Here is a 19,470-nt window from a genome sequence, read left to right as displayed (position 1 = left end):
GGAGGCTGCGGCTCGGCAGACGGCCGAGAGTCCGCCTCTGTGTCGGCCTTATACGGCCGAAACGCCCTTCCACAGCATGTAAGCCGCCAGGCCAAACAGCAACGAGGCAAACACGCGCTTGAGCTGCTTGACGGGAAGATTGTGCGCCGCCTTGGCTCCCAGCGGGGCCGTCAGCACGCTGCAGCTGGCAATCACTCCCAGTGCCGGCAGCCAGATATAGCCCAGCGATGCCGGTGGCAAGCCGCTCACGTTCTGTCCGCCAATGGCGTAGCCGATCACGTTGGCCAGCGCGATGGGAAAACCCAGAGCGGCGCTGGTGGCCACCGCGTTGTGGATGGGCACATTGCACCAGGTCATGAAGGGCACGCTGACAAAGCCGCCACCCGCGCCGACGAGACCCGACAGAAAGCCGATCACGCCGCCTGCCGCCACCTGGCCTGCGCCACCCGGCATCTGGCGCGTGGGCGCAGGCTTCTTGTCCAGAAACATCTGCGTGGCAGAAAAGCTCACAAACAGCGCGAAGAAAATCGCCAAAAACGAGCCCTTGAGCAGTGCAAACACACCCAGGCTGGCGATGAAACCACCCAGCACAATGCCGGGCGCGAGTCGCTGGACGATGTCCCAACGCACGGCGCCGCGCCGGTGATGGGCACGCACGCTGGAGATGGAGGTGAACATGATGGTGGCCATGGAGGTGGCAATCGCCATCTTCACCGCCAAGTCAGGCGCCACCTGACGAGCGCCCAGGATGTAGGTCAGGAACGGCACCAGCAGCATGCCCCCTCCAATGCCCAAGAGTCCCGCCAGAAAGCCTGTGGCCAGGCCGAGCACACCGAGTTCAACAATCAGCAAGGGATCGAGCATGGCGGGATATCAGGCAACAAAGGACAACAGAGCACGCGGAGAGCCGCGAAAATGCCCTGTCACAGACGCAGCAGCAGGTGCTTGCAATGACAGGGCATGGGGAAGAGGGTGTCTGCGAATACCACCGAACTCTCATCCTGAACCGGGGGTTCAGGTGGGCGAGGGCAGCCTGGCGTTGGGTTCATCTGACGCGAGATGATCACGCTCACCGGACGATGTACCAAGCCCGAGCTCAATGAGCATTGGTTCAAGGAAATATAAAGCCCGACAGCTTCGCAGACACGCCAATTGTAGGTGCTGCCAGCGGGCGCTGCGCGCTCGGGGTGATGTAAAGCCCGCAAGCGGCTGTGACGGACGGGCAAGAGGAGCGGTGTGCCTCAGCACACCAAGGACTAGAGAAGGCGTCCGTCGTCGCCCAGAGCGTCGTCCAGACGCTGTACCAAGCTTTGCAGGCGCTGCTGGTCGGTATCCGGCAGCAGGCTTTCCTGGTGCCCCACCACGGGAGCGCTGGCACTGGCAGATGGACTTGCCACGGGCTGTGCTGCAGCCGCAAGGTCTGCGGCTTCGCGGTCGGCGATCTCGAAGGCCAGGTTCAGCGCGGCCAGTACGGCGATACGTTCCCGCGCCCGGACCTTGCCCGCATCGCGGATGCGCGTCATCGCGGTGTCCACGCGCTCCACGGCGTCCAGCAGGCGGCTTTCGTGGCCCTCGGGGCAGGTCAGCAGATAGCTTTGCTGCAGGATCTGCACCTCGATTTGCTTCATTCGGCTTCTTTCGTGAGCGGCGCGGCGGCGGGCAGGCGTTCGAGCAGCGCATCCACCCGGGCGCGTGCTGCGCTCAAGCGGGATTTGAGCGAGTCGCGCTCCTGCGTCAGTGCCGCAACTTGATCAGCCAGCAGGGCATTGGTGCGCTGCAACTCCGCATGTCGCAGCAGCAGGCGCTCCACGCGCTCGGCGATCTGGTCGGTGGGGGACGGTATTGCCATACAGCCTTGGATTGTAGGCGGTGTGACACCGAGCGGTCCCTGGCCCCAAGCTGCGGTGGTGTGCAATGCGCAACAGATACAAGTGCATTGTCGGCCGCGTGGGTGCCATGCGTAGTTGCCCGCTTGATCTGGCGCTCTGGGAGCAGCTTGTAAACGGTCGTAAAATCCCAACGTTGGTGCTCGCGGTGTGGTTCACATGCCGCAGTTCAACGGGAAGCAGGGAGGCGCCGTACCACCGGTACCCGCCCAGCCTGCGCTGCCCCCGCAACGGTCAGCGGACGAATCACCTGATTCTCTCTCCATCCATAAGCCACTGGGCGCCTTGAACAAGCGCCTGGGAAGGCATTGGGGGGGTGTTCCGCCAGCCCGGATACCGGCCAACACGGTGGCTGCGTGCGCCCTTTTTTTGGCGCTGCGCGGCTGTATCACCCACATGCTGGCGGGAGGCCGGCCCGGGTTGTTTGTTGACCTTGATCCCCATGAAAATCCGTACCCTTCGTGCGCGCCCTGTGGCGTCGTTGCGCCTGCCCGCCCCACGCCTGGCACTGCTGTCACTGTTGGCTGGCAGCGCCTGCGCCGCTTTCGCACAGACCGCCCCGGCCACCGGCGAGCTGCTGGCGCAAAACCTGCGCGCACCTTCGTTGTCTGAAACGGTGGTGGCAGCCACGCGCACCCCGCAGCCGCTGGCCGACCTGGTGGCCGACATCTCCATCGTGGACCGCGAAACCATCGAAAGCAGTGGCGCCACCGGTCTGGCCGACTTGCTGGCCCGTCTGCCCGGTGTGGAGTTCTCGCGCAATGGTGGCCCTGGCACCACCACTGGCGTGTTTTTGCGTGGCGCGGAATCGCGCTTTACTGCGGTGTACATCGATGGGGTGCGCATCGACTCTCAATCCACCGGTGGCGCGCCCTGGGAGAGCATTCCGCTGGGCCTCATCGACCGCATTGAAGTGCTGCGCGGTCCGGCGGGTGCTGTCTATGGCTCGGACGCCCTGGGCGGCGTGGTGCAGATATTCACCAAGCGCGGTGAAAACGGCACGGCGCCCTACGTGGGCGTGGGCGTGGGCAGCCACAACACCACCAAGCTCGAGGCAGGGATCAGTGGTGCCAGCGGCACGCTGGACTACGCCCTGGGACTGGCGCGTGATGACAGCAAGGGCTTCAACGCGCGCCCCATCGCTGGACAGAACCCCGACCGTGACGGCTACCGCAGCACGGCAGGCCACGCGCGGGTAGGCCTGCAGGTGAACGCAGTGCATCGCCTCGAAGGCACCCTCATGCTGAACGACACCAACAGCGGCTACGACAGCGGCCTGGGCAAGGACGACCGCAACCTGCACACCATGCACGCGTTGGGCCTCAACTGGATCGCGCAGTGGAGCAGTGCCTACAAGACGCGCTTTTCCATCACCGACTCGCGCGATGAATACGAAACCCGCCCCTCGCCCTACCTGAGCGACACGCGCCTGCGTGGCTACTACTTCCAGAACGAATGGCGCCAGGGCGCGCACTTGGTCACGGCCGCGTTGGAGCGCCGTGAAGACCGCCTCGAAAACGCCCCCATCGATGCCAAGCGCTCGCAGGACGCGCTGGCCCTGGGCTACGGCTACAACGCTGCAGGCCACACCGTGCAGCTCAACCTGCGCCACGATTCCGACAGCGAGTTTGGCGGCAAGAGCACCGGCAGCGTGGCCTACGGCTATGCCATCACACCGCAGTGGCGCGCCACGGCGTCGGTGGGCACGGCCTTCCGCGCGCCCACGCTGTACCACCGCTTCAGCGAATACGGCGTGGCCACGCTGCGCCCCGAAAGCAGCCGCAATGCCGAAGTGGCGCTGCGCTATGCCCAGGGCAACAGCACCTTCTCTGCCACGCTGTTCCGCAACCGTGTGAGCAACCTGATTTCGTTCTCAGGCCCCGGCACCTGCCTGTCGGACTTTGGCTGCTACGCCAACACGGCCCGGGCCGAATACAAGGGCGTGACGTTGGCTGGCTCGCACCGCCTGGGCGATGTGCAGCTGCACGGCTCCATCGACCTGCAGCGCCCGCGTGATCTGGACACCGGCAAGCAGCTGGCGCGCCGTGCCAAGCAGCACGCCACCTTCGGCGCCGACACCCGCCTGGCGGGCTGGACCGTGGGCGCCGAAGTGCAGGCGTCGGGCCGCCGCTTCGACACCGTGGCCAATACCAATGTGCTCGGCGGCTATGCGCTGGTCAACCTGTATGCCAGCACCCGCCTTGCACGCGACTACACGCTGCTGGCGCGCATCGACAACCTGGCCGACAAGGACTACCAGCTGGCCCGCACCTACGCCACCGCAGGCCGCACGGTGTACGTCGGTGTGAAGTGGGCGCCGCAGTGACCCTGGCGACGACCGCTGCTGCCCGCTGCCCCGCGTTGCTGATCGCGGCCCCGGCTTCCGGGCAGGGCAAGACCACCGTCACTGCCGCCCTGGCGCGCCTGCATGCGCGCCAGGGCCGGCGGGTGCGGGTGTTCAAGTGCGGGCCGGATTTCCTGGACCCGCACTGGCACCAGCTGGCCAGTGGTGCGCCGGTGCACCAGCTCGATTTGTGGATGAACGGTGAGGCCGACTGCGCGCAGCGCCTGCACGACGCTGCGCGCGAGTCGGACCTGATCCTGATCGAAGGCGTGATGGGTCTGTTTGACGGCAACCCCAGCGCAGCCGACCTGGCCCGGCACTTTGCGGTGCCGGTGCTGGCGGTGGTCGATGCCTCCGCCATGGCGGGCACGTTTGGCGCGCTGGCCTATGGCCTGCGCCACTACCGCCCGGGCCTGCCCTGGGCCGGTGTGCTGGCCAACCGCGTCGGCAGTGCCCGCCATGCCGACATGTTGCGTGACGGCTTGCACGATGTGGATGACTGGATGGGGGCGCTGATGCGGGTGCAGCCTGGTGCAGCCTCTGCTGCGGGCAAGGCTGGCGCCGCGCTGCTGCCCGAGCGCCATCTGGGCCTGGTGGCCGCGCACGAGCTGGACGACAGCCTGCAGCGGCTGGACGCAGCGGCCGATGCCCTGGCCGCTACCCCCCTGGGCCAGATGACGCTGGAGGATATGCAGCGCTGGGCTGTGGACTTTCCGGCGCCCGCCTCGAAGATTGCTGCGCCAGCGCTGCTCGCGGGCCGCACCGTGGCCGTGGGGCGTGACGCGGCGTTCTGTTTTACCTACGCCGCCAATGTGCAATGCCTGGAACAGATGGGCGCCCGCGTGGCGTTCTTCTCGCCCCTGCAAGACACGGCGTTGCCGGACTGCGATGCCGTGTGGCTGCCCGGCGGTTACCCCGAGCTGCACACCGCGCAGATCGCGGCCAACACCGGCATGTTGGCCAGCCTGCGTGCCCATGTGGCCGCAGGCAAACCCCTGTGGGCCGAGTGCGGCGGCATGATGGCGCTGTTTGATTCCATCACGCTGGCCGATGGTAGCGCTGCTCCGCTGTGGGGCCTGCTGCCGGGCCGCGTGACCATGCAAAAGCGCCTGGCGGCCCTGGGGCCGCAGCAGCTGACCGTGGCAGGACATACGCTGCGCGGCCACACCTTCCACTATTCGACCAGCGACAGCAGCGCTCCCGTGGTGGCCCGCACGGCGCGACCCAACGAGGCGGTTGCGCCGGATGCGGGTGAGGCTCTGTACCAGCAGGGCAGCATCCATGCCAGCTACTTCCATGCGTGGTTCCCGTCCAGCCCCGAGGCGGTTGCGCATCTTCTCGRCGGCCAGAGCAAAGCATGACATCCGCCTCGCATCCCATCACTACCGAACTCATCCTGGGCGGTCAGAAAAGCGGCAAATCCCGCCGCGCTGAGCTGCTGGCACGCGACTGGCTGGCCCGGTCCGCCGACCACCGCGCCGTGCTGATCGCCACCGGGCAGGCCTGGGACGACGAGATGCGCGACCGCATTGCCCGCCACCAGCGCGACCGCGCCGAGCGCGTGCCAGGTTTGCAGACGGTGGAAGAGCCGCGCGATGTGGCCGCTGCCGTTGTGCGGCACAGCGCGCCGCAAACCCTCCTGGTGGTGGACTGCCTCACGCTGTGGCTCACCCACTGGACCATGCCCCTGGGGTTCGAAACCATGGATTTGGAGCAAAAACAGGCGCAAGCGCTAGAGTGGAATGCCCAGGCTGCTATGTTTTTGGAAGCAATTCGGCAGTCCCCCGGGCCCGTTGTTCTGGTGGGCAACGAAATTGGCCTGGGGGTCATCCCGATGGGGCGCGAGGTGCGCGCCTTTGTTGATGCGCTGGGCATGCTCAACCAGCAGGTGGCGCAGGTGTGTCCACGGGTCACGTTGATGGCTGCCGGTCTGCCTCTCACTTTGAAGGAACCCTGCTGATGAAACCAACCCCCGTGCGCCGCATCCTGTGGGTCATCGCCATCCTGGTGCTGCTGGGCCTGCTGATGGCCGGCCTCGCGCGTGCGCAGCCGGTGCACATCCGGGACGACCGGGGCCGCGAGGTCTCGCTGCCCCGGCCCCCCCAGCGCATCGTCAGCCTGTTGCCCTCGCTGACCGAAAGCGTGTGCGAACTGGAGCAATGCCACCGGTTGGTGGGTGTGGACCGCTACTCCAACTGGCCGGAGGCCGTGATTGCCAAGCTGCCCAAGGTGGGGGGCGGGCTGGACCCGAGCATCGAGGCCGTCGTGGCACTCCAGCCCGATGTGGTGCTGATGTCCGTCAGCTCGCGCGCCAGTGACAGGCTGGAGGCGCTCGGCCTCACCGTGGTGCAGCTGGAGCCCAAGACGCATGCCGACGTGCGCCGCGTGCTGGGCACGGTGAGCGACCTGCTGGGCGTGCCCCGCGCGCAAGGCTCCGACCGCCTCTGGCGTGTGATCGACGCGGGCGTGCTGGCGGCTGCACAGTCCCTGCCGCCCAAGGCCAAAAATGTGCGTGTGTACTTCGAGGTGAGCCGTGGGCCCTATGCCGCGGGCGAGGCGTCGTTCATTGGCGAATCGCTCACCCGGCTGGGCGTGCGCAACGTGGTGCCAGCGTCGCTGGGGCCGTTTCCGCGCCTGAACCCCGAGTTCGTGGTGCGCGCCAACCCCGACATCATCATGATCGGCAACCGCAGCATGCAGGCCATGGTGCCGTACCCCGGCTGGGCTTCCATGCGTGCCATCCGCGAGAACCGGCTGTGCGTGTTTGGCCCCGGCGATTCCGATGTGGTGGTGCGCCCTGGGCCGCGCATGGCCGAGGCGGCCCGCATCATGGCGCGGTGTCTGGTGGAGAAAGCTCCCCCTGAGTCGCCTGCGGCGCCTTCCCCCTCAGGGGGACGCACCCAGTGGCCTGGCAAAGCCAGTTCCACGGGTGCACTGGCCTCGGCCGTGCCTGTCGCAGCCGCTGCCCACGTTGGAAATAGCGGCAAGTGAATTCGTCCACCAAGTACATCGGGCAAAGCCGCCGCGCCGCATGGTGTGCCGCCTGGCTGTTGCTCGCCAGCGCGTTGCTGGCGGTGTGTGGCGCCAGCGTGGGCAGCACGGGCTTTGACAGCGTGCTGCGCATGCACGGTGACCCTGTGGCATGGCAGATCGTGTGGGACATCCGCCTGCCGCGCACGGCGGGTGCGTGGCTGGCGGGGGCGCTGCTGGGCCTGTCTGGCGCGGTGGCGCAGGGTTTGTTTCGCAACCCGCTGGCCGACCCGTACCTGCTGGGCAGCGCCTCGGGCGCAGCGCTGGGCGGGGCTGTCGCCATGGCGCTCTTCGGGGTGTCGCCGGTGGCGGCGCAGTGGATGGCCCGCATCGGTATCACGGGCATGGCATTTTTGGGCGCGGCGGGGGCGGTGGTACTCACGCTGCTGCTCGCCAAGGGCGTGCAGCACACGCTGCGCTTGTTGCTGGCGGGGGTGATTGTGGGCGTGGTGCTGGGTGCGCTGCGTGACCTGGTGGAACTGGCCTCGCCCGACATCCTGCAGGCCATGCAGGCCTTCACGCTGGGCAGCACGGCTTTTGTGGGCTGGGCGGCCTGCTTGCTCATGGCCGTGGCCTGGACGCTGTGCTCGGTGGTTGCCTGGATGCTGGCACGTGCGCTGGACGGCCTCACGCTGGGCGAGGCCACGGCCGCCAGCCTGGGCCTGCCACTCATGCCCATGCGTGTGGGGCTGGTGGCTGCCATGGCGCTGGCCACGGGCACGGCGGTGGCGCAGACGGGGCTCATCGCCTTTGTGGGGCTGGCCGCCCCGCACCTGGTGCGTTCCATCGTGCGCGTGACACACGAACGGCACATCGTGCTGTCCAGCCTGATGGGCGCGGTGCTGCTGATGGCGGCCGACATCCTGGCGCGCTGGCTGCTGGCGCCGCAGGAGCTGCCCGTGGGCGTGCTCACGGCGGCGCTGGGCGGCACCTACCTGCTGTGGCTCATGCACCGGCGCACGGCGCAAGGCGGTGCGCTATGAATTCAATAGCTATCAGCGCTCGCCAGATAGGCGCAAGCATCGGAAATCGCTTGATACTGCAGGGCATCGACCTGCAATTCCCCGCCGGGCGCTGGACCAGCATCGTCGGCCCCAACGGCGCGGGCAAGTCCACCCTGCTCAAGGTGCTGGCGGGCCTGCTGCCACGTGTGGCGGTGCAGGGCGACGTGTTGTTGCTCGGCCGCCCGCTGGTGCAGATTCCTGCGCGCGAACGCGCCCGCCAGCTCGCCTGGCTGGGGCAGAACGAAGGCTCGGCCGACGACCTGACCAGTTATGACGTGGCCATGCTCGGCCGGCTGCCGCACCAGGCCTGGCTGGCACCGCCGGGTGCGGCCGACCACGCAGCGGTGGAGCAGGCGCTGCGCACCACGCAGGCCTGGGACTGGCGCCACCGTCCGCTGTCGCAGCTGTCGGGCGGCGAACGCCAGCGCGTGCTGCTGGCCCGGGCTCTCGCGGTGCAGGCGCAGGTGCTGCTGATGGACGAGCCSCTSGCCAACCTCGACCCGCCGCAYCAGRCCGACTGGCTGCACACCATGCGTGCACTGGTCAATGCGGGGGGCACGGTGGTCAGCGTGCTGCACGAGGTGTCGCTGGCACTGCAGTCCGACGACATGGTGGTGATGGCACAGGGCCGCGTGCTGCACCAGGGCGCCTGCGATGCGCCCGATACCCACGCCGCGTTGGAGAGCGTGTTTGACCACCGCATCCACGTGCGGCATCTGGATGGCATGTGGATGGCGCTGCCATCGATGCAGCGCAAGCACAGCCAATGAAACAACACATGGATTGAGGGAGTGGAAGCATGAACATCGAGTCGGGTTTTTCGCAGGTTGCGCAGTCGTTGCTGTGGCCGGTGCTGGTGCTGGTGGGGCTGGCGTTTGTCTACGCGTTGTGGTCGGGCGGCGCCACGCTCATGGAGGCGTGGCAGCGCTGGCGCCAGCCGCAGTACCGTTCGCTGCGCGTGGCTCCGGGTTTGTCGATGGAAGAGCTGGAGCTGCAACTGGTGCGCCAGGTGGAGCCCGTGCGCCTGCTCAGCCGCCTGTCGCCCATGCTGGGGCTGATCGCCACGATGATCCCACTCGGCCCCGCGCTGCAGAGCGTGGCGGCGGGCAACGGCCAGCAGGCGCTGGCGGTGTTCAGCGGCGCCTTTGCGGGCGTGGTGCTGGCGCTGGCTGCCGCGTCGGTGGGCCTGGTGGTGTACTCGGTGCGCCGCCGCTGGCTGCTGGCCGAACTGCTGGTGGTGCGCAAGGAGCGCGGGGTGRCGCAATGAGCTTGCGCCACTTGAACGTCCTGGCAGAGGACGACGACGACCCGATGCTGTCGGCCGTGAACCTGGTGGATGTGTTCCTGGTGCTGGTGGTGGCGCTGCTGACGGCCGTGGCCGTGCAGACCCAGACCAGCGCTCATGAGAGCGTCACCATCATCCGCAACGCGGGCCAGCCCGACATGGAAGTGGTCGTGCGCGAGCAGGGCAAGGAAGTGCGCTTCAAGGGCGCTGGCAGCGCAGCGCAAGGGCAGGGCGTGCGTGCGGGCGTGGCCTACAAGCTGGAAGACGGCAATATCGTCTACATCCCTGAAACGGGCGCTGCTCCTGCCAGCGCTTCGGCCGGTGGCGCGGGTGGCGCCGCCGCGCCGGCACCCGCCAAGCCATGACGGCGCTGATCCTGCGCGCGGCACTGTGGTGCCTGCTGCTGGCTGCGCCGCTGGTGCAGGCCGCACAGTCTGCGCCCGTGTTGCTCTGGCTCACGTCCGACATCACCACCGCCCCGCGCACGGCCATGGTGCAGCGCCTGGCCTCCGACGCGGGCCTGGGCTTTGTGCACATCGATTACCCGCTGGCCGGCCCGGCGGTACTGGACGCGGCCCAGGCCCAGAAGCTGGAGCGCGCACTGGCAGGCGCCGCCATGGTGTGGGTGGATGCCCCGCATGCCAGCGTGGAGGCGCGCTTGCGCCGCATGGTCGGCGCGCAGCTCGATGCCCGCGCCTCACGTTTCCCCGGCCGCGTGGTCTGGGTGCCTGCGGGCACGCCTGCTGTGGACCTGTCTGCGCTGGAGGCTCCTGCCCGCATGGTGGCTTACCTGCAGGCGGGCGGCCCGCGCAATCTCAAGAACGCCATCGCCCTGGCGCGCGCCACGGTGGCAGGGGCCGCCATGCCCGCCTTGCCCGCGCCCGACATCCTGCCCGCCCGGGGCATCTACCACCCCGACGCGCCCCGCCTGCTGTCCAACGCGGCCACGCTGGAGGCCTGGCGTCAGGGCCAGCCCGCGCTGCGCAGCCTGCCCGCCGTGGCCGTGCTGGTGCACCGCCACCACTTCATCGACGGCAGCACGGAGTGGCTCGATGCCTGGTTGCGCACCTTCCGCCAGCAGGGCCTGTTCGCCTATGCGGCCTTCGGTCAGCAGGTCACGGCGCAGACGCTGGCCGAGGTGCTGGAGCTGCCCGCTGAAGGAGGCTCTGGCCCAGGCACGGGCCGCCTGCATGCCTCGGCCCTGGTGCTGCACCAGCTGGTGCCTCAGGCCGCTGCGCTGCAGCCGCTGCTGGCGCGCTGGGGCGTGCCGCTGCTGGGCACGCAGCCCTACCGCGCGGGTGATGCCGCTGCGTGGGAGGCCAGCGACACGGGGCTGTCGCTGTCCGATGTGCCGTTCTACCTGGCGCAGCCCGAAGCGGCCGGTGCCATCGACCCGGTCCTGGTCGCCGCCCACGGCGCTGAGGGCCGGGACTTTCGCCTCATCGAGCGCCAGGCCCAGGCTGTGGCCGCGAAGGCGCGGCGGCTGATCGCACTGCAGACCAAACCCGCCGCCGACAAGCGCCTGGTGGCCATGGTCTACAACTACCCGCCGGGCGGCACCAACTTCGGTGCCTCGTTCCTCAACGTGCCGCGCAGCCTGGAGCAGGTGTCGGGCGGCCTGGCCCAGGCGGGCTACCGCACCCAGCAGGTGCCCGAGCAGGGCTGGATCGATGGGCTCAAGCCGCTGCTGGCCGCCTACTACCCCGGTGCTGATGTGCGCGCGCTGCTGCAAAACGGACAGGCTGCCGCGCTGCCACTGGCGCGTTATGAGCAGCACCTGGCCACGCTGCCGAAGGCCGTGCGCGAGCGCATGAATGCGCACTGGGGCACTCCCGCAAAGAGCCGCTACGTGGTCGAGTGGCAGGGCGAAAAGGTGTTCGCCATCCCGCGCCTGCAGGTGGGCAAGCTCTCGGTATTGCCCCAGCCCCCGCGCGAAGAAACACTGCGCCTGGGCCAGAACCCGTTCATGCACAAGAGCAAGGCGCCGCTGTCGCACCATTACCTGGCGGTGTACCTGTGGGCGCAGCTGGAGGCCGATGCGCTGATCCACTTTGGCACCCACGGTACGCAGGAATGGGCCGGTGGCAAGGCGCGTGCGCTCGATGTGCACGACGACGCGCTGCTGCCCCTGGGCGATCTGCCCGTGGTCTATCCCTACATCGTGGACAACCTGGGCGAGGCCCTCACGGCCAAGCGCCGGGGCCGCGCCGTGCTGGTGAGCCACCGCACGCCCGTGTTCGCGCCGGCAGGTTTCGAGGCGCGCATGGCCCACATGCACGAGGTGATGCACGAATGGGAAACCGTGGACGAAGGCCCCACACGCCGCGCGCTCGAAAAGCAGCTGGTGGCGCAGTTTGTAGAACACCAGCTGCACCGCGACCTGGGCTGGAGCGCCGAGCGCATCGCGGCCGACTTCCACGGCTTTCTTGAAATTCTGCATCCCTACCTGGACCAGCTCGCGCAAAGCTCGCAGCCCAAGGGCCTGGCCGTGTTCGGCCGCGTGCCCGCGCCCGAGCAGCGGCGCGAGACCATCTTGCAGGCGCTGCGCAAGCCGCTGATCGAGGCGCTGGGTGAGGACATCGACGAAGCCTTCCTGATCAAGCACGACGCGGTGCTGGCTGCACGCCCTGCGCGCTGGCTGGAAGTGGCCTTGAAGGATGCGCAGGCCGCCAGCGTGCTGGACCTGCGCCCCGTGCTGCCTGACGCACCGCCAGCACAGGACGGCTTGGTGCGCGCCGAAGACCATGTGCCCAACCGCGCCGCGCGCAAACCCATCGACACGCCCGCGCTGCTGCAGCTGGCCCAGCGCGCGCAGGAGCTGGAGCGCCTGCTGGCCACGGAGGGCGAGCTGCCCGGCATGCTGGCTGCGCTGGAAGGGCGCTACCTGCCCGCGGCCTACGGTGGCGACCCCATCCGCAACCCCGACAGCCTGCCCACAGGCCGCAACCTCACGGGGCTGGACCCGAGCCGCCTGCCCACACGCCAGGCCTATGCCGTGGCGCAGACGCTATTCAACGACTGGTTCAAGGACTACCAGGCGCGCCATGGCGGCCAGGCGCCAGAGCGCATGGCGCTGTCGCTGTGGGCGGGTGAAACATTGCGCCACCAGGGCATCATGGAAGCCCAGGCCTTGGTGGCGCTGGGCATACGCCCGGTGTGGGATGACTCGGGCCGCCCGGTGCGCGTCGAGACCATCCCCGCCGATGAGCTGAAACGCCCGCGCGTCGATGTGCTCATGAGCATCACCGGCTCGTACCGCGACCAGTTTCCCGCGCTGATGGCGCTGCTCGACCGCGCGGTGGCCCAGGCCGCCACGGCCGAGCCCGGCAACGTGATCGCTCGCAATACCGCGCAGATCGGCCAGGAGCTGCGCAAGCAGGGCGTGCCCCGCGCGCAGGCCGAGCAACTGGCGCGCGTGCGCTCGTTCGGCAATGCGGTGGGCGACTATGGCACCGGCCTGTCGGACGCGGTGCAAAGCGACGGCCTGCAAACCAACGATGCGCGCCTGGGCCAGATGTTCCTCGAACGCATGAGCCAGCCTTATCTGGAGGGTGAACCCGTGACCGGCGTGGCGGGCGGTGTGGCGGCCCAGGCATTGGGTGCCCACCTGCGCCGCACCGATGCCGCCATCCTGTCGCGCAGCTCGCACCTGTATGCCATGGTCAGCTCGGACGACCCGTTCCAGTACCTGGGCGGCCTGTCGGCGGCCGCCCGCGTGGCCGGGCGAGCGCAGGGGCTGGAGCTGCATGTGGCCCAGCTGCAGGATGCAGGCGAGCCCACTACCGAAACTGCACAGCGCGCCATTGCGCTGGAGATGCAGTCGCGCTACCTGCACCCGGGCTGGCTCCAGGCGCAGAGGGCCGAGGGCTATTCGGGCACGCTGCAGGTGCTCAAGGCCGTGCAGTTCGCCTGGGGCTGGCAGGCCGTAGCGCCCGACACGGTGCGCAGCGACCATTGGCAAAGCTTTTATGACGTGCTGGTGCGCGACAAGCACCAGCTGGGCCTGCCCGAGTGGCTCAAAGAGCATCCTCAGGCCTATGCCCAGTCGCTGGAGCGCCTGGTGCAGGCGCAGCGCCAGGGCTATTGGCAGGCCGATGCCGACACGCAAAAACAACTGGCGCAGATGTACCAGGAGCTGACGCGCGCCGCGCCGCTGGCGGCCGAGCTGCCCAGCGTGCGCCGCTGGGTGGAGCGAGCGGCGCGTGGTGAGTCCGTAGAGCTGACCCCGCCTGCAGGTATGGCCATTGCGGCGCCGCAGTCGCCAGCCCTGGCAGCGCCACAGCCTGCGCCCCCCGCCGCTGACCTGCCCGCGCCGCCCGCCCAGGCAGAAGCACCACCTTCCGCGCCCGCCGTGCCTACCATGGGCGTATTGCTGGAGCGCCAGCCCGAGCGCAAAGCCCCCGACGCCGTCAAAGAGCCCAGCCCCGTGGAGCGCATGGCCGGCATAGTGGCCCTGCTGGTCATGGCCCTGGTGGCGATGGCGGGCGCCGCGTGGCAGGCGCGCCGTCCGTCCTCCTTGTCTTCCCCGTTGCAACCGGCCGGCGTGTGATGCCTGGCCTCTCTGAAAGAATCGACACCATGCAGATCGAAACCCCGCCCACCGAAAAACGCTACGAAAAACCCGAGGGCGAACGCCGGGGCCTTGTCATCGTCAACACCGGCGACGGCAAGGGCAAAAGCACGGCCGCCTTTGGCCTGGCGCTGCGCGCGCATGGCCGGGGCAAGGCTGTGAAGATCTTCCAGTTCATGAAGGTGCCCACCGCGCGTTTTGGCGAGCACCGCATGTTCGAGCAGATCGGCCTGCCCATCGAGGGGCTGGGCGACGGCTTCAGCTGGAAGAGCMAGGACCTGGAGCACTCGGCCCAGCTCGCGCGCGACGGCTGGGAAAAGGCGCGCGCCGCCATCCTGTCGGGCGAGCATTTTCTGGTGGTGCTGGACGAGATCACCTACCCGCTGATCTACGGCTGGCTGCCGCTCGACGGCGTGTTGCAGACCCTGCGCGATCGGCCCAAGGACGTGCACGTGTGCCTCACCGGCCGCCGCTGCCCCCCCGAGATCATTGAGCTGGCCGACACCGTGACCGAGATGCAACTGATCAAGCACGCGTTCAAGGCGGGCATTCCCGCGCAGCGCGGCATTGAAGACTGAGCCACTGTGTCCGAGCACTGGTCCTTGCTACTGCTCCCGGGCCTGGGCTGGCCTGCGGCCGCGGTGTGGATGGGAGTGCCGCTGCTGGCACTGGCCATTGACTGGTGGTTGGGGGAGCCGCCCGCCCGCTGGCACCCGGTGGTGTGGATGGGCACGGCCTTGCACTGGGGGGGGGAGCGGGTGGCCCCGCTGACGCCTGTGGCACAGGACTTTCGGCGTTTTTGGCTGGGGGCGCTAGTGTGGATTGTCTTGGCTGCTATTGTTTTGATAGTTTCCTGGTGCTTGCAGCACCTGGCGTTGACGCTGGTGGGCTGGCTTGCCCTCGGCATGCTGGCGCTGCTGCTCAAGCCTCTGCTGGCCTGGCGCATGCTGCACGACGAGGTGCTGGCGGTGGAGGTGGCGCTGGGCCAGTCGCTGCCCGCCGGGCGCGCGCAACTGGCCCGGCTGGTGAGCCGGGACGTGAGCGCTCTCACCGCCGTGCAGGTGCGCGAGTCGGCCATCGAGTCGCTGGCCGAGAACCTCAACGATTCCGTGGTGGCGCCGCTGTTCTGGTTTGCGCTGCTGGGTCTGCCGGGGGCTGCGCTGTACCGCATGGCCAATACGGCCGACGCCATGTGGGGCTATCCCGGCATGCGCAGCGGGCGCTACTGGCAATGGGCGGGCAAGTGGGCGGCGCGGGCGGACGATGTGCTGTCGTGGGTGCCGGCCCGCATCACCGCCTTGTTGCTGGCGGTGGTCGCCAGGGGACTGCCGTTTTCCACGCTGGCCCGCCAGGCGCGCAAGACGCCATCGCCCAACAGCGGCTGGCCCATGGCGGCCATGGCACTGGCGTTGAACGTGCGCCTGGCAAAGCCGGGTGTGTACACGCTGCACAGCAAGGGCCACCGGGTTGGGCCACTCGATACGCGGCGTGCCGCGCGCCTGGGCACGCAGGTGGTGCTGGCGATGGTGCCGGTGGCGGCCGCCCTTCAGCTGCTGGTCCTGGTTGCCTTTGCCTGGGTGCATGCATGATATTCCCAAGTCCTTTTTGCTTGCCTGTGCAATTGCATGGTGGGCCGGACGCTGCGGGCATCCCGGTGTTTGATTTTTCGACCAACAGCAACGCCTGCGGGCCCTGCCCGGAGGCGCTGCGCGCCCTCCAGTCGGCCGATGCCACGCGCTACCCTGACCCGGCCTACACGGCGCTGCGCGAGGCACTGGGCGCCTTCCACGGTGTATCGCCAGGGCGCATCGTGCTGGCGGCCAGTGCCAGCGAGTTCATCCACCGCATCACCGCGCTGGCCGCACAGCAGGGCGCAGTGCAAGTAGCGGTGCCGCCGCACAGCTATGGGGACTACGCCCAGGCCGCGCAGGTGCGCGGGCTGGAGGTGCTGCGCAGCGGTGGTGCCGCGGCGGGTTTGCAATGGGCGTGCGAGCCGTCGAGCCCTTTGGGGCTGGAAGATCCCGCGCTGGGCGCTTGGCGGCCGGGCGATGCTGCTGCCTGGCGTGTGCTCGACTGCGCGTATGTCCCCATGAGGTTGGACCCCGAGGGCGCATGGACCGGCGCACCGCAGCCGTACCTGCCATCGGCCTGCTGGCAGCTCTGGACCCCCAACAAGGCCCTGGGGCTGACGGGTGTACGTGCCGCCTATGCGATTGCGCCGCCAGACTGTGAAGAGCAGGCGCTGGGACTGACGGCCCTGGCGTCTTCCTGGCCCGTGGGTGCCCACGGCGTGGCACTGCTGCAGGCGTGGACGCAGGCCACCGTGCAGCAATGGCTGGTGCACAGCCTGCGCACCCTGCGCGACTGGAAGGCTCGCCAGCAGGCTCTGTGTATCGACCTGGGCTGGGCCTTGCACGCCGGCAGCCTGGCCAACTATTTCTGCGCGCAGCCCGCCACCAACACGTTGCAAAGCGATCTGGCCGCGCTGCGAGCCAGCGGCATCAAGCTGCGGGATGCGACGTCGTTCGGCCTCCACGGCACCGTGCGCCTGGGGGTGCTGGCGCCCGCGGCACAAGATGCGCTGCAGGCCGCATGGCAGGCGCTGTCGGGCCGTACCATCCCGCATTCCATCGGATCGAGGGAGACCTTGTGAGAACCATCACCGTCAATCGCTACGTCACGCCGCTGCGTGAAGGTGGCTCCATGCCCGCCATCGTCGAAGGCGACGACCTGGGCACCTACGTGCTCAAGTTCCGTGGCGCAGGGCAGGGCGTGCGCGCCCTGCTGGCTGAAATGATCGCGGGTGGCATCGCCCGTGCGCTGGGCCTGCCCGTGCCCGACATCGTGCTGGCCCTGCTCGACCCCGCCCTGGCGCAGACCGAGCCCGACCCGGAGATCCAGGACCTGGTGCGCGCCAGCGGTGGCCTGAACGTGGGGCTGGATTACCTGTCGGGCGCGCTCAATTTCGACCCGGCGGTGGATGTGGTGTCGGATGATTTCGCATCACGCCTCGTGTGGTTCGACGCGCTGGTGGGCAATGTGGACCGCACCGCGCGCAACACCAATCTGCTGATGTGGCACCGCCAGCCCTGGCTCATCGACCACGGTGCGGCGCTGACCTTTCACCACGCCTGGAACGGCACGGTGGCCCTGCCCGCCAAACCTTTTGCGCCCATTGCCGACCATGTGCTGCTGGCCCGGGCCACGCTGCTCGCGCAGGTGGATGCCGAGCTGGCCGCGCGCCTCACGCCCGAGGTGGTGGCGGGCATCCTGGCCGAGGTGCCCGACGAGTTTTTGGTGCTGGCCGGTGCAGATCACGAAGAAGGCCTGCTGACCGCTGCCCCTACCCACCGCCAGGCCTATGTGGACTACTTCTGCGCCCGCCTGGCCGGGCGCGCCACCTGGGTGAATGCACTGAAGGAGGCCGCCGATGCACGTGCCTGAGGTGTATGACTACGCCATCGTACGCGTGGTGCCGCGCGTGGAGCGCGAGGAATTCATCAACGCGGGCGTGATCCTCTCGTGCCAGCGCACCGGCTTTCTCCAGGCTGCCATCGCGCTCGACGAGGCGCGCCTGTTGGCCATGGACCCGCACGCCGACATTGACGCCGTGCGCCGCCACCTGGCCGCCATCGTGGCCATCTGTGCGGGCGACGAAGGCTGTGGCCCCATTGCGCGCCTGCCGTACCGCCAGCGCTTTCACTGGCTCACCGCCAAACGCAGCGCCATCATCCAGACCTCTCCCGTCCACACGGGCCGCTGCACCGATGCGGCTGCAGCACTTGAACACATCATGGACCGCATGGTCCGCCCACTGCCTTGACTGAAAACTCTGCTCCCCAATTGGCCCGTTGTGTGATGGTGCTTGGCACCACCAGCGGCGCGGGCAAAAGCTGGCTCACCACGGCGCTGTGCCGCTACTACAGCAACCAGGGTCTGAAGGTTGCTCCGTTCAAGGCRCAGAACATGAGCAACAACGCACGTGTGGTGTCGGGCCCTGCGGGTGTGATGGGTGAAATCGGCAGCGCCCAGTATTTCCAGGCCCTGGCTGCGCGTGCCGAGCCTGAGGTGCGCATGAACCCGCTGCTGCTCAAGCCCGAGGCCGACACGCACAGCCAGGTCGTGCTGATGGGGCAGGTGAGCGCCGAGCTCACCGCCATGCCCTGGCGCGGCCGCAGCGAAAAGGTGTGGCCGCAGATCGCCGCAGCGCTGGATGCACTGCGCGCCGAAAACGACGTGGTGGTGATCGAGGGCGCCGGTTCGCCCGCAGAGATCAACCTGCACGCGAGCGACATCGTGAACATGCGCGTGGCCCGCCATGCCGATGCTCGCTGCCTGCTGGTGACCGACATCGACCGGGGCGGCGCGTTCGCCCACCTGTACGGCACCTGGGCACTGTTGCCCGAGGACGAGCGCGCGCTGATCCAAGGCTTTGTGCTTAACAAGTTTCGCGGCGATGCCAGCCTGCTGGCGCCTGCGCCGCAGATGCTGCAAGACCTCACGGGTGTGCCCACCGTGGCCACCATCCCCATGCAATGGCGCCATGGCCTGCCCGAGGAGGACGGCGTGTTTGATGACCGCACGTTGTCAGCGGGCGCGGTGCACACCACCGTGGCTGTCATCGCCTACCCGCGCATCAGCAACCTGGACGAGTTTCAGCCGCTCAAGAACGTGCCCGGCGTGCGCCTGATCTGGGCGCGCAGCCCGGCCGACCTGGCGGGCCTCAAGCCCCCCGACTGGGTGGTGCTGCCGGGCTCCAAGTCCACCGCTGCCGACCTGGCCTGGCTGCGCGCGCAAGGGCTTGACCAGGCCATTGCCCATCACGCGGGGCAGGGCGGCACGGTGCTGGGCGTSTGYGGCGGCCTGCAGATGCTGGGCGAGGCRYTGRTCGACACCGCAGGCATCGACGGCAATGCGCCSGGYCTGGGCCTGCTGCCGCTGGTCACCACCTTTGAGGTTGCCAAGACCGTGCAACGCACCCAGGCGCAGTTTGGTGCGGTGTTGGGGGCCTGGGCCGCGCTGGCGGGTGTGTCTGTCACGGGCTACGAAATCCACCACGGCCAGACCGCCCAGCACCCGGCCATGGCTGCCAAGGGCGATGTGGCGCGCGAGGTCATCCCCGGCATCGCCTGGCAGAACGCGGCAGGCAACGTGCTGGGTGTGTACCTGCACGGCTTGTTCGAGGATGCCGCAGTGCTGCACGCGCTGTTTGGCGCGCAGGCGCCCACGCTGGACAGCGTGTTTGACGGACTCGCAGGCTTCCTGGGCACCAGCTTCACACCGGGCGTGCTGGATGCGCTGGTGGCGCCTTAGCACGCCGGATACCGTGGCGCCATTCAGCCCCTCACACC

Annotated in this window: 18 protein-coding genes and 1 riboswitch; of the genes, 15 read left to right on the top strand and 3 right to left on the bottom strand. The window is 68.5% G+C overall.

Annotated features, from left to right (window positions below; translation table 11 throughout):
* Positions 1 to 48: 48 nt before the first annotated feature.
* The 3 genes from AC04MI_RS07690 to AC04MI_RS07680 all read right to left on the bottom strand — a co-directional run bounded on the left by AC04MI_RS07690 (position 49) and on the right by AC04MI_RS07680 (position 1,849).
* Positions 49 to 864 carry a sulfite exporter TauE/SafE family protein gene (locus tag AC04MI_RS07690; protein ID WP_056747157.1) on the bottom strand — a complete coding sequence of 272 codons (816 nt, stop codon included), beginning with the start codon at positions 862 to 864 and terminating at the stop codon, positions 49 to 51.
* Positions 865 to 1,256: 392 nt separating this feature from the next.
* A complete protein-coding gene (locus tag AC04MI_RS07685; protein ID WP_056064363.1) occupies positions 1,257 to 1,628 on the bottom strand; it encodes a cell division protein ZapA in 372 nt (123 codons plus the stop codon).
* Positions 1,625 to 1,849: a hypothetical protein gene (locus AC04MI_RS07680; protein ID WP_015014799.1), complete on the bottom strand. Its 225-nt coding sequence runs from the start codon at positions 1,847 to 1,849 to the stop codon at positions 1,625 to 1,627. Before AC04MI_RS07680 ends, AC04MI_RS07685 begins: the two co-directional genes overlap by 4 nt.
* 157 nt (positions 1,850 to 2,006) lie before the next feature.
* Positions 2,007 to 2,245, top strand: a riboswitch (cobalamin riboswitch).
* An 83-nt stretch (positions 2,246 to 2,328) separates the two neighbouring features.
* Here AC04MI_RS07680 and AC04MI_RS07675 point away from each other — a divergent pair.
* The 15 genes from AC04MI_RS07675 (at position 2,329) to AC04MI_RS07605 (ending at position 19,432) form a co-directional block, all read left to right on the top strand.
* Positions 2,329 to 4,212: a TonB-dependent receptor domain-containing protein gene (locus AC04MI_RS07675; RefSeq protein WP_436079072.1), complete on the top strand. Its 1,884-nt coding sequence runs from the start codon at positions 2,329 to 2,331 to the stop codon at positions 4,210 to 4,212.
* Positions 4,209 to 5,591 (top strand): cobyrinate a,c-diamide synthase, encoded by a 1,383-nt coding sequence (locus AC04MI_RS07670; protein WP_476497511.1) that lies wholly within the window; start codon positions 4,209 to 4,211, stop codon positions 5,589 to 5,591. Before AC04MI_RS07675 ends, AC04MI_RS07670 begins: the two co-directional genes overlap by 4 nt.
* Entirely contained in the window at positions 5,588 to 6,190 is a 603-nt protein-coding gene (locus tag AC04MI_RS07665) for a bifunctional adenosylcobinamide kinase/adenosylcobinamide-phosphate guanylyltransferase (RefSeq protein ID WP_436079071.1), read from the top strand. The genes AC04MI_RS07670 and AC04MI_RS07665 overlap by 4 nt, the downstream gene beginning before the upstream one ends.
* Complete coding sequence (locus AC04MI_RS07660; protein ID WP_436079070.1) at positions 6,190 to 7,221, top strand: ABC transporter substrate-binding protein; 1,032 nt, start codon at positions 6,190 to 6,192, stop codon at positions 7,219 to 7,221. Before AC04MI_RS07665 ends, AC04MI_RS07660 begins: the two co-directional genes overlap by 1 nt.
* Positions 7,218 to 8,243 (top strand): FecCD family ABC transporter permease, encoded by a 1,026-nt coding sequence (locus AC04MI_RS07655; RefSeq protein WP_395453879.1) that lies wholly within the window; start codon positions 7,218 to 7,220, stop codon positions 8,241 to 8,243. Before AC04MI_RS07660 ends, AC04MI_RS07655 begins: the two co-directional genes overlap by 4 nt.
* On the top strand, positions 8,240 to 9,034 hold the full coding sequence (locus AC04MI_RS07650; RefSeq protein WP_476497510.1) for an ABC transporter ATP-binding protein: 795 nt from the start codon (positions 8,240 to 8,242) through the stop codon (positions 9,032 to 9,034). The genes AC04MI_RS07655 and AC04MI_RS07650 overlap by 4 nt, the downstream gene beginning before the upstream one ends.
* A gap of 29 nt (positions 9,035 to 9,063) precedes the next feature.
* Positions 9,064 to 9,531, top strand: a complete 468-nt coding sequence (locus tag AC04MI_RS07645; protein WP_476497508.1) for a hypothetical protein — start codon at positions 9,064 to 9,066, stop codon at positions 9,529 to 9,531.
* A gap of 11 nt (positions 9,532 to 9,542) precedes the next feature.
* Entirely contained in the window at positions 9,543 to 9,914 is a 372-nt protein-coding gene (locus AC04MI_RS07640; protein ID WP_476497507.1) for a DUF2149 domain-containing protein, read from the top strand.
* A complete protein-coding gene (gene cobN, locus AC04MI_RS07635) occupies positions 9,911 to 14,098 on the top strand; it encodes a cobaltochelatase subunit CobN (RefSeq protein WP_436079068.1) in 4,188 nt (1,395 codons plus the stop codon). Before AC04MI_RS07640 ends, cobN begins: the two co-directional genes overlap by 4 nt.
* A gap of 29 nt (positions 14,099 to 14,127) precedes the next feature.
* Positions 14,128 to 14,697, top strand: coding sequence for a cob(I)yrinic acid a,c-diamide adenosyltransferase (gene cobO / locus AC04MI_RS07630; protein ID WP_476497506.1), 570 nt, complete (start codon positions 14,128 to 14,130; stop codon positions 14,695 to 14,697).
* A 69-nt stretch (positions 14,698 to 14,766) separates the two neighbouring features.
* A complete protein-coding gene (cbiB, locus tag AC04MI_RS07625; protein ID WP_436079212.1) occupies positions 14,767 to 15,708 on the top strand; it encodes an adenosylcobinamide-phosphate synthase CbiB in 942 nt (313 codons plus the stop codon).
* A 20-nt stretch (positions 15,709 to 15,728) separates the two neighbouring features.
* Complete coding sequence (locus AC04MI_RS07620; RefSeq protein ID WP_436079067.1) at positions 15,729 to 16,772, top strand: aminotransferase class I/II-fold pyridoxal phosphate-dependent enzyme; 1,044 nt, start codon at positions 15,729 to 15,731, stop codon at positions 16,770 to 16,772.
* Positions 16,769 to 17,563, top strand: a complete 795-nt coding sequence (locus AC04MI_RS07615; protein ID WP_121419636.1) for a HipA family kinase — start codon at positions 16,769 to 16,771, stop codon at positions 17,561 to 17,563. The genes AC04MI_RS07620 and AC04MI_RS07615 overlap by 4 nt, the downstream gene beginning before the upstream one ends.
* Positions 17,550 to 17,942, top strand: a complete 393-nt coding sequence (locus AC04MI_RS07610) for a DUF3037 domain-containing protein (RefSeq protein WP_146871350.1) — start codon at positions 17,550 to 17,552, stop codon at positions 17,940 to 17,942. Before AC04MI_RS07615 ends, AC04MI_RS07610 begins: the two co-directional genes overlap by 14 nt.
* A gap of 35 nt (positions 17,943 to 17,977) precedes the next feature.
* Positions 17,978 to 19,432, top strand: coding sequence for a cobyric acid synthase (locus tag AC04MI_RS07605; RefSeq protein WP_476497519.1), 1,455 nt, complete (start codon positions 17,978 to 17,980; stop codon positions 19,430 to 19,432).
* The last annotated feature ends 38 nt before the right edge of the window (positions 19,433 to 19,470 follow it).

The sequence above is a fragment of the Acidovorax sp. LjRoot204 genome (genome assembly GCF_056175785.1).
This window is presented reverse-complemented; position numbering and strand designations above follow the sequence as displayed.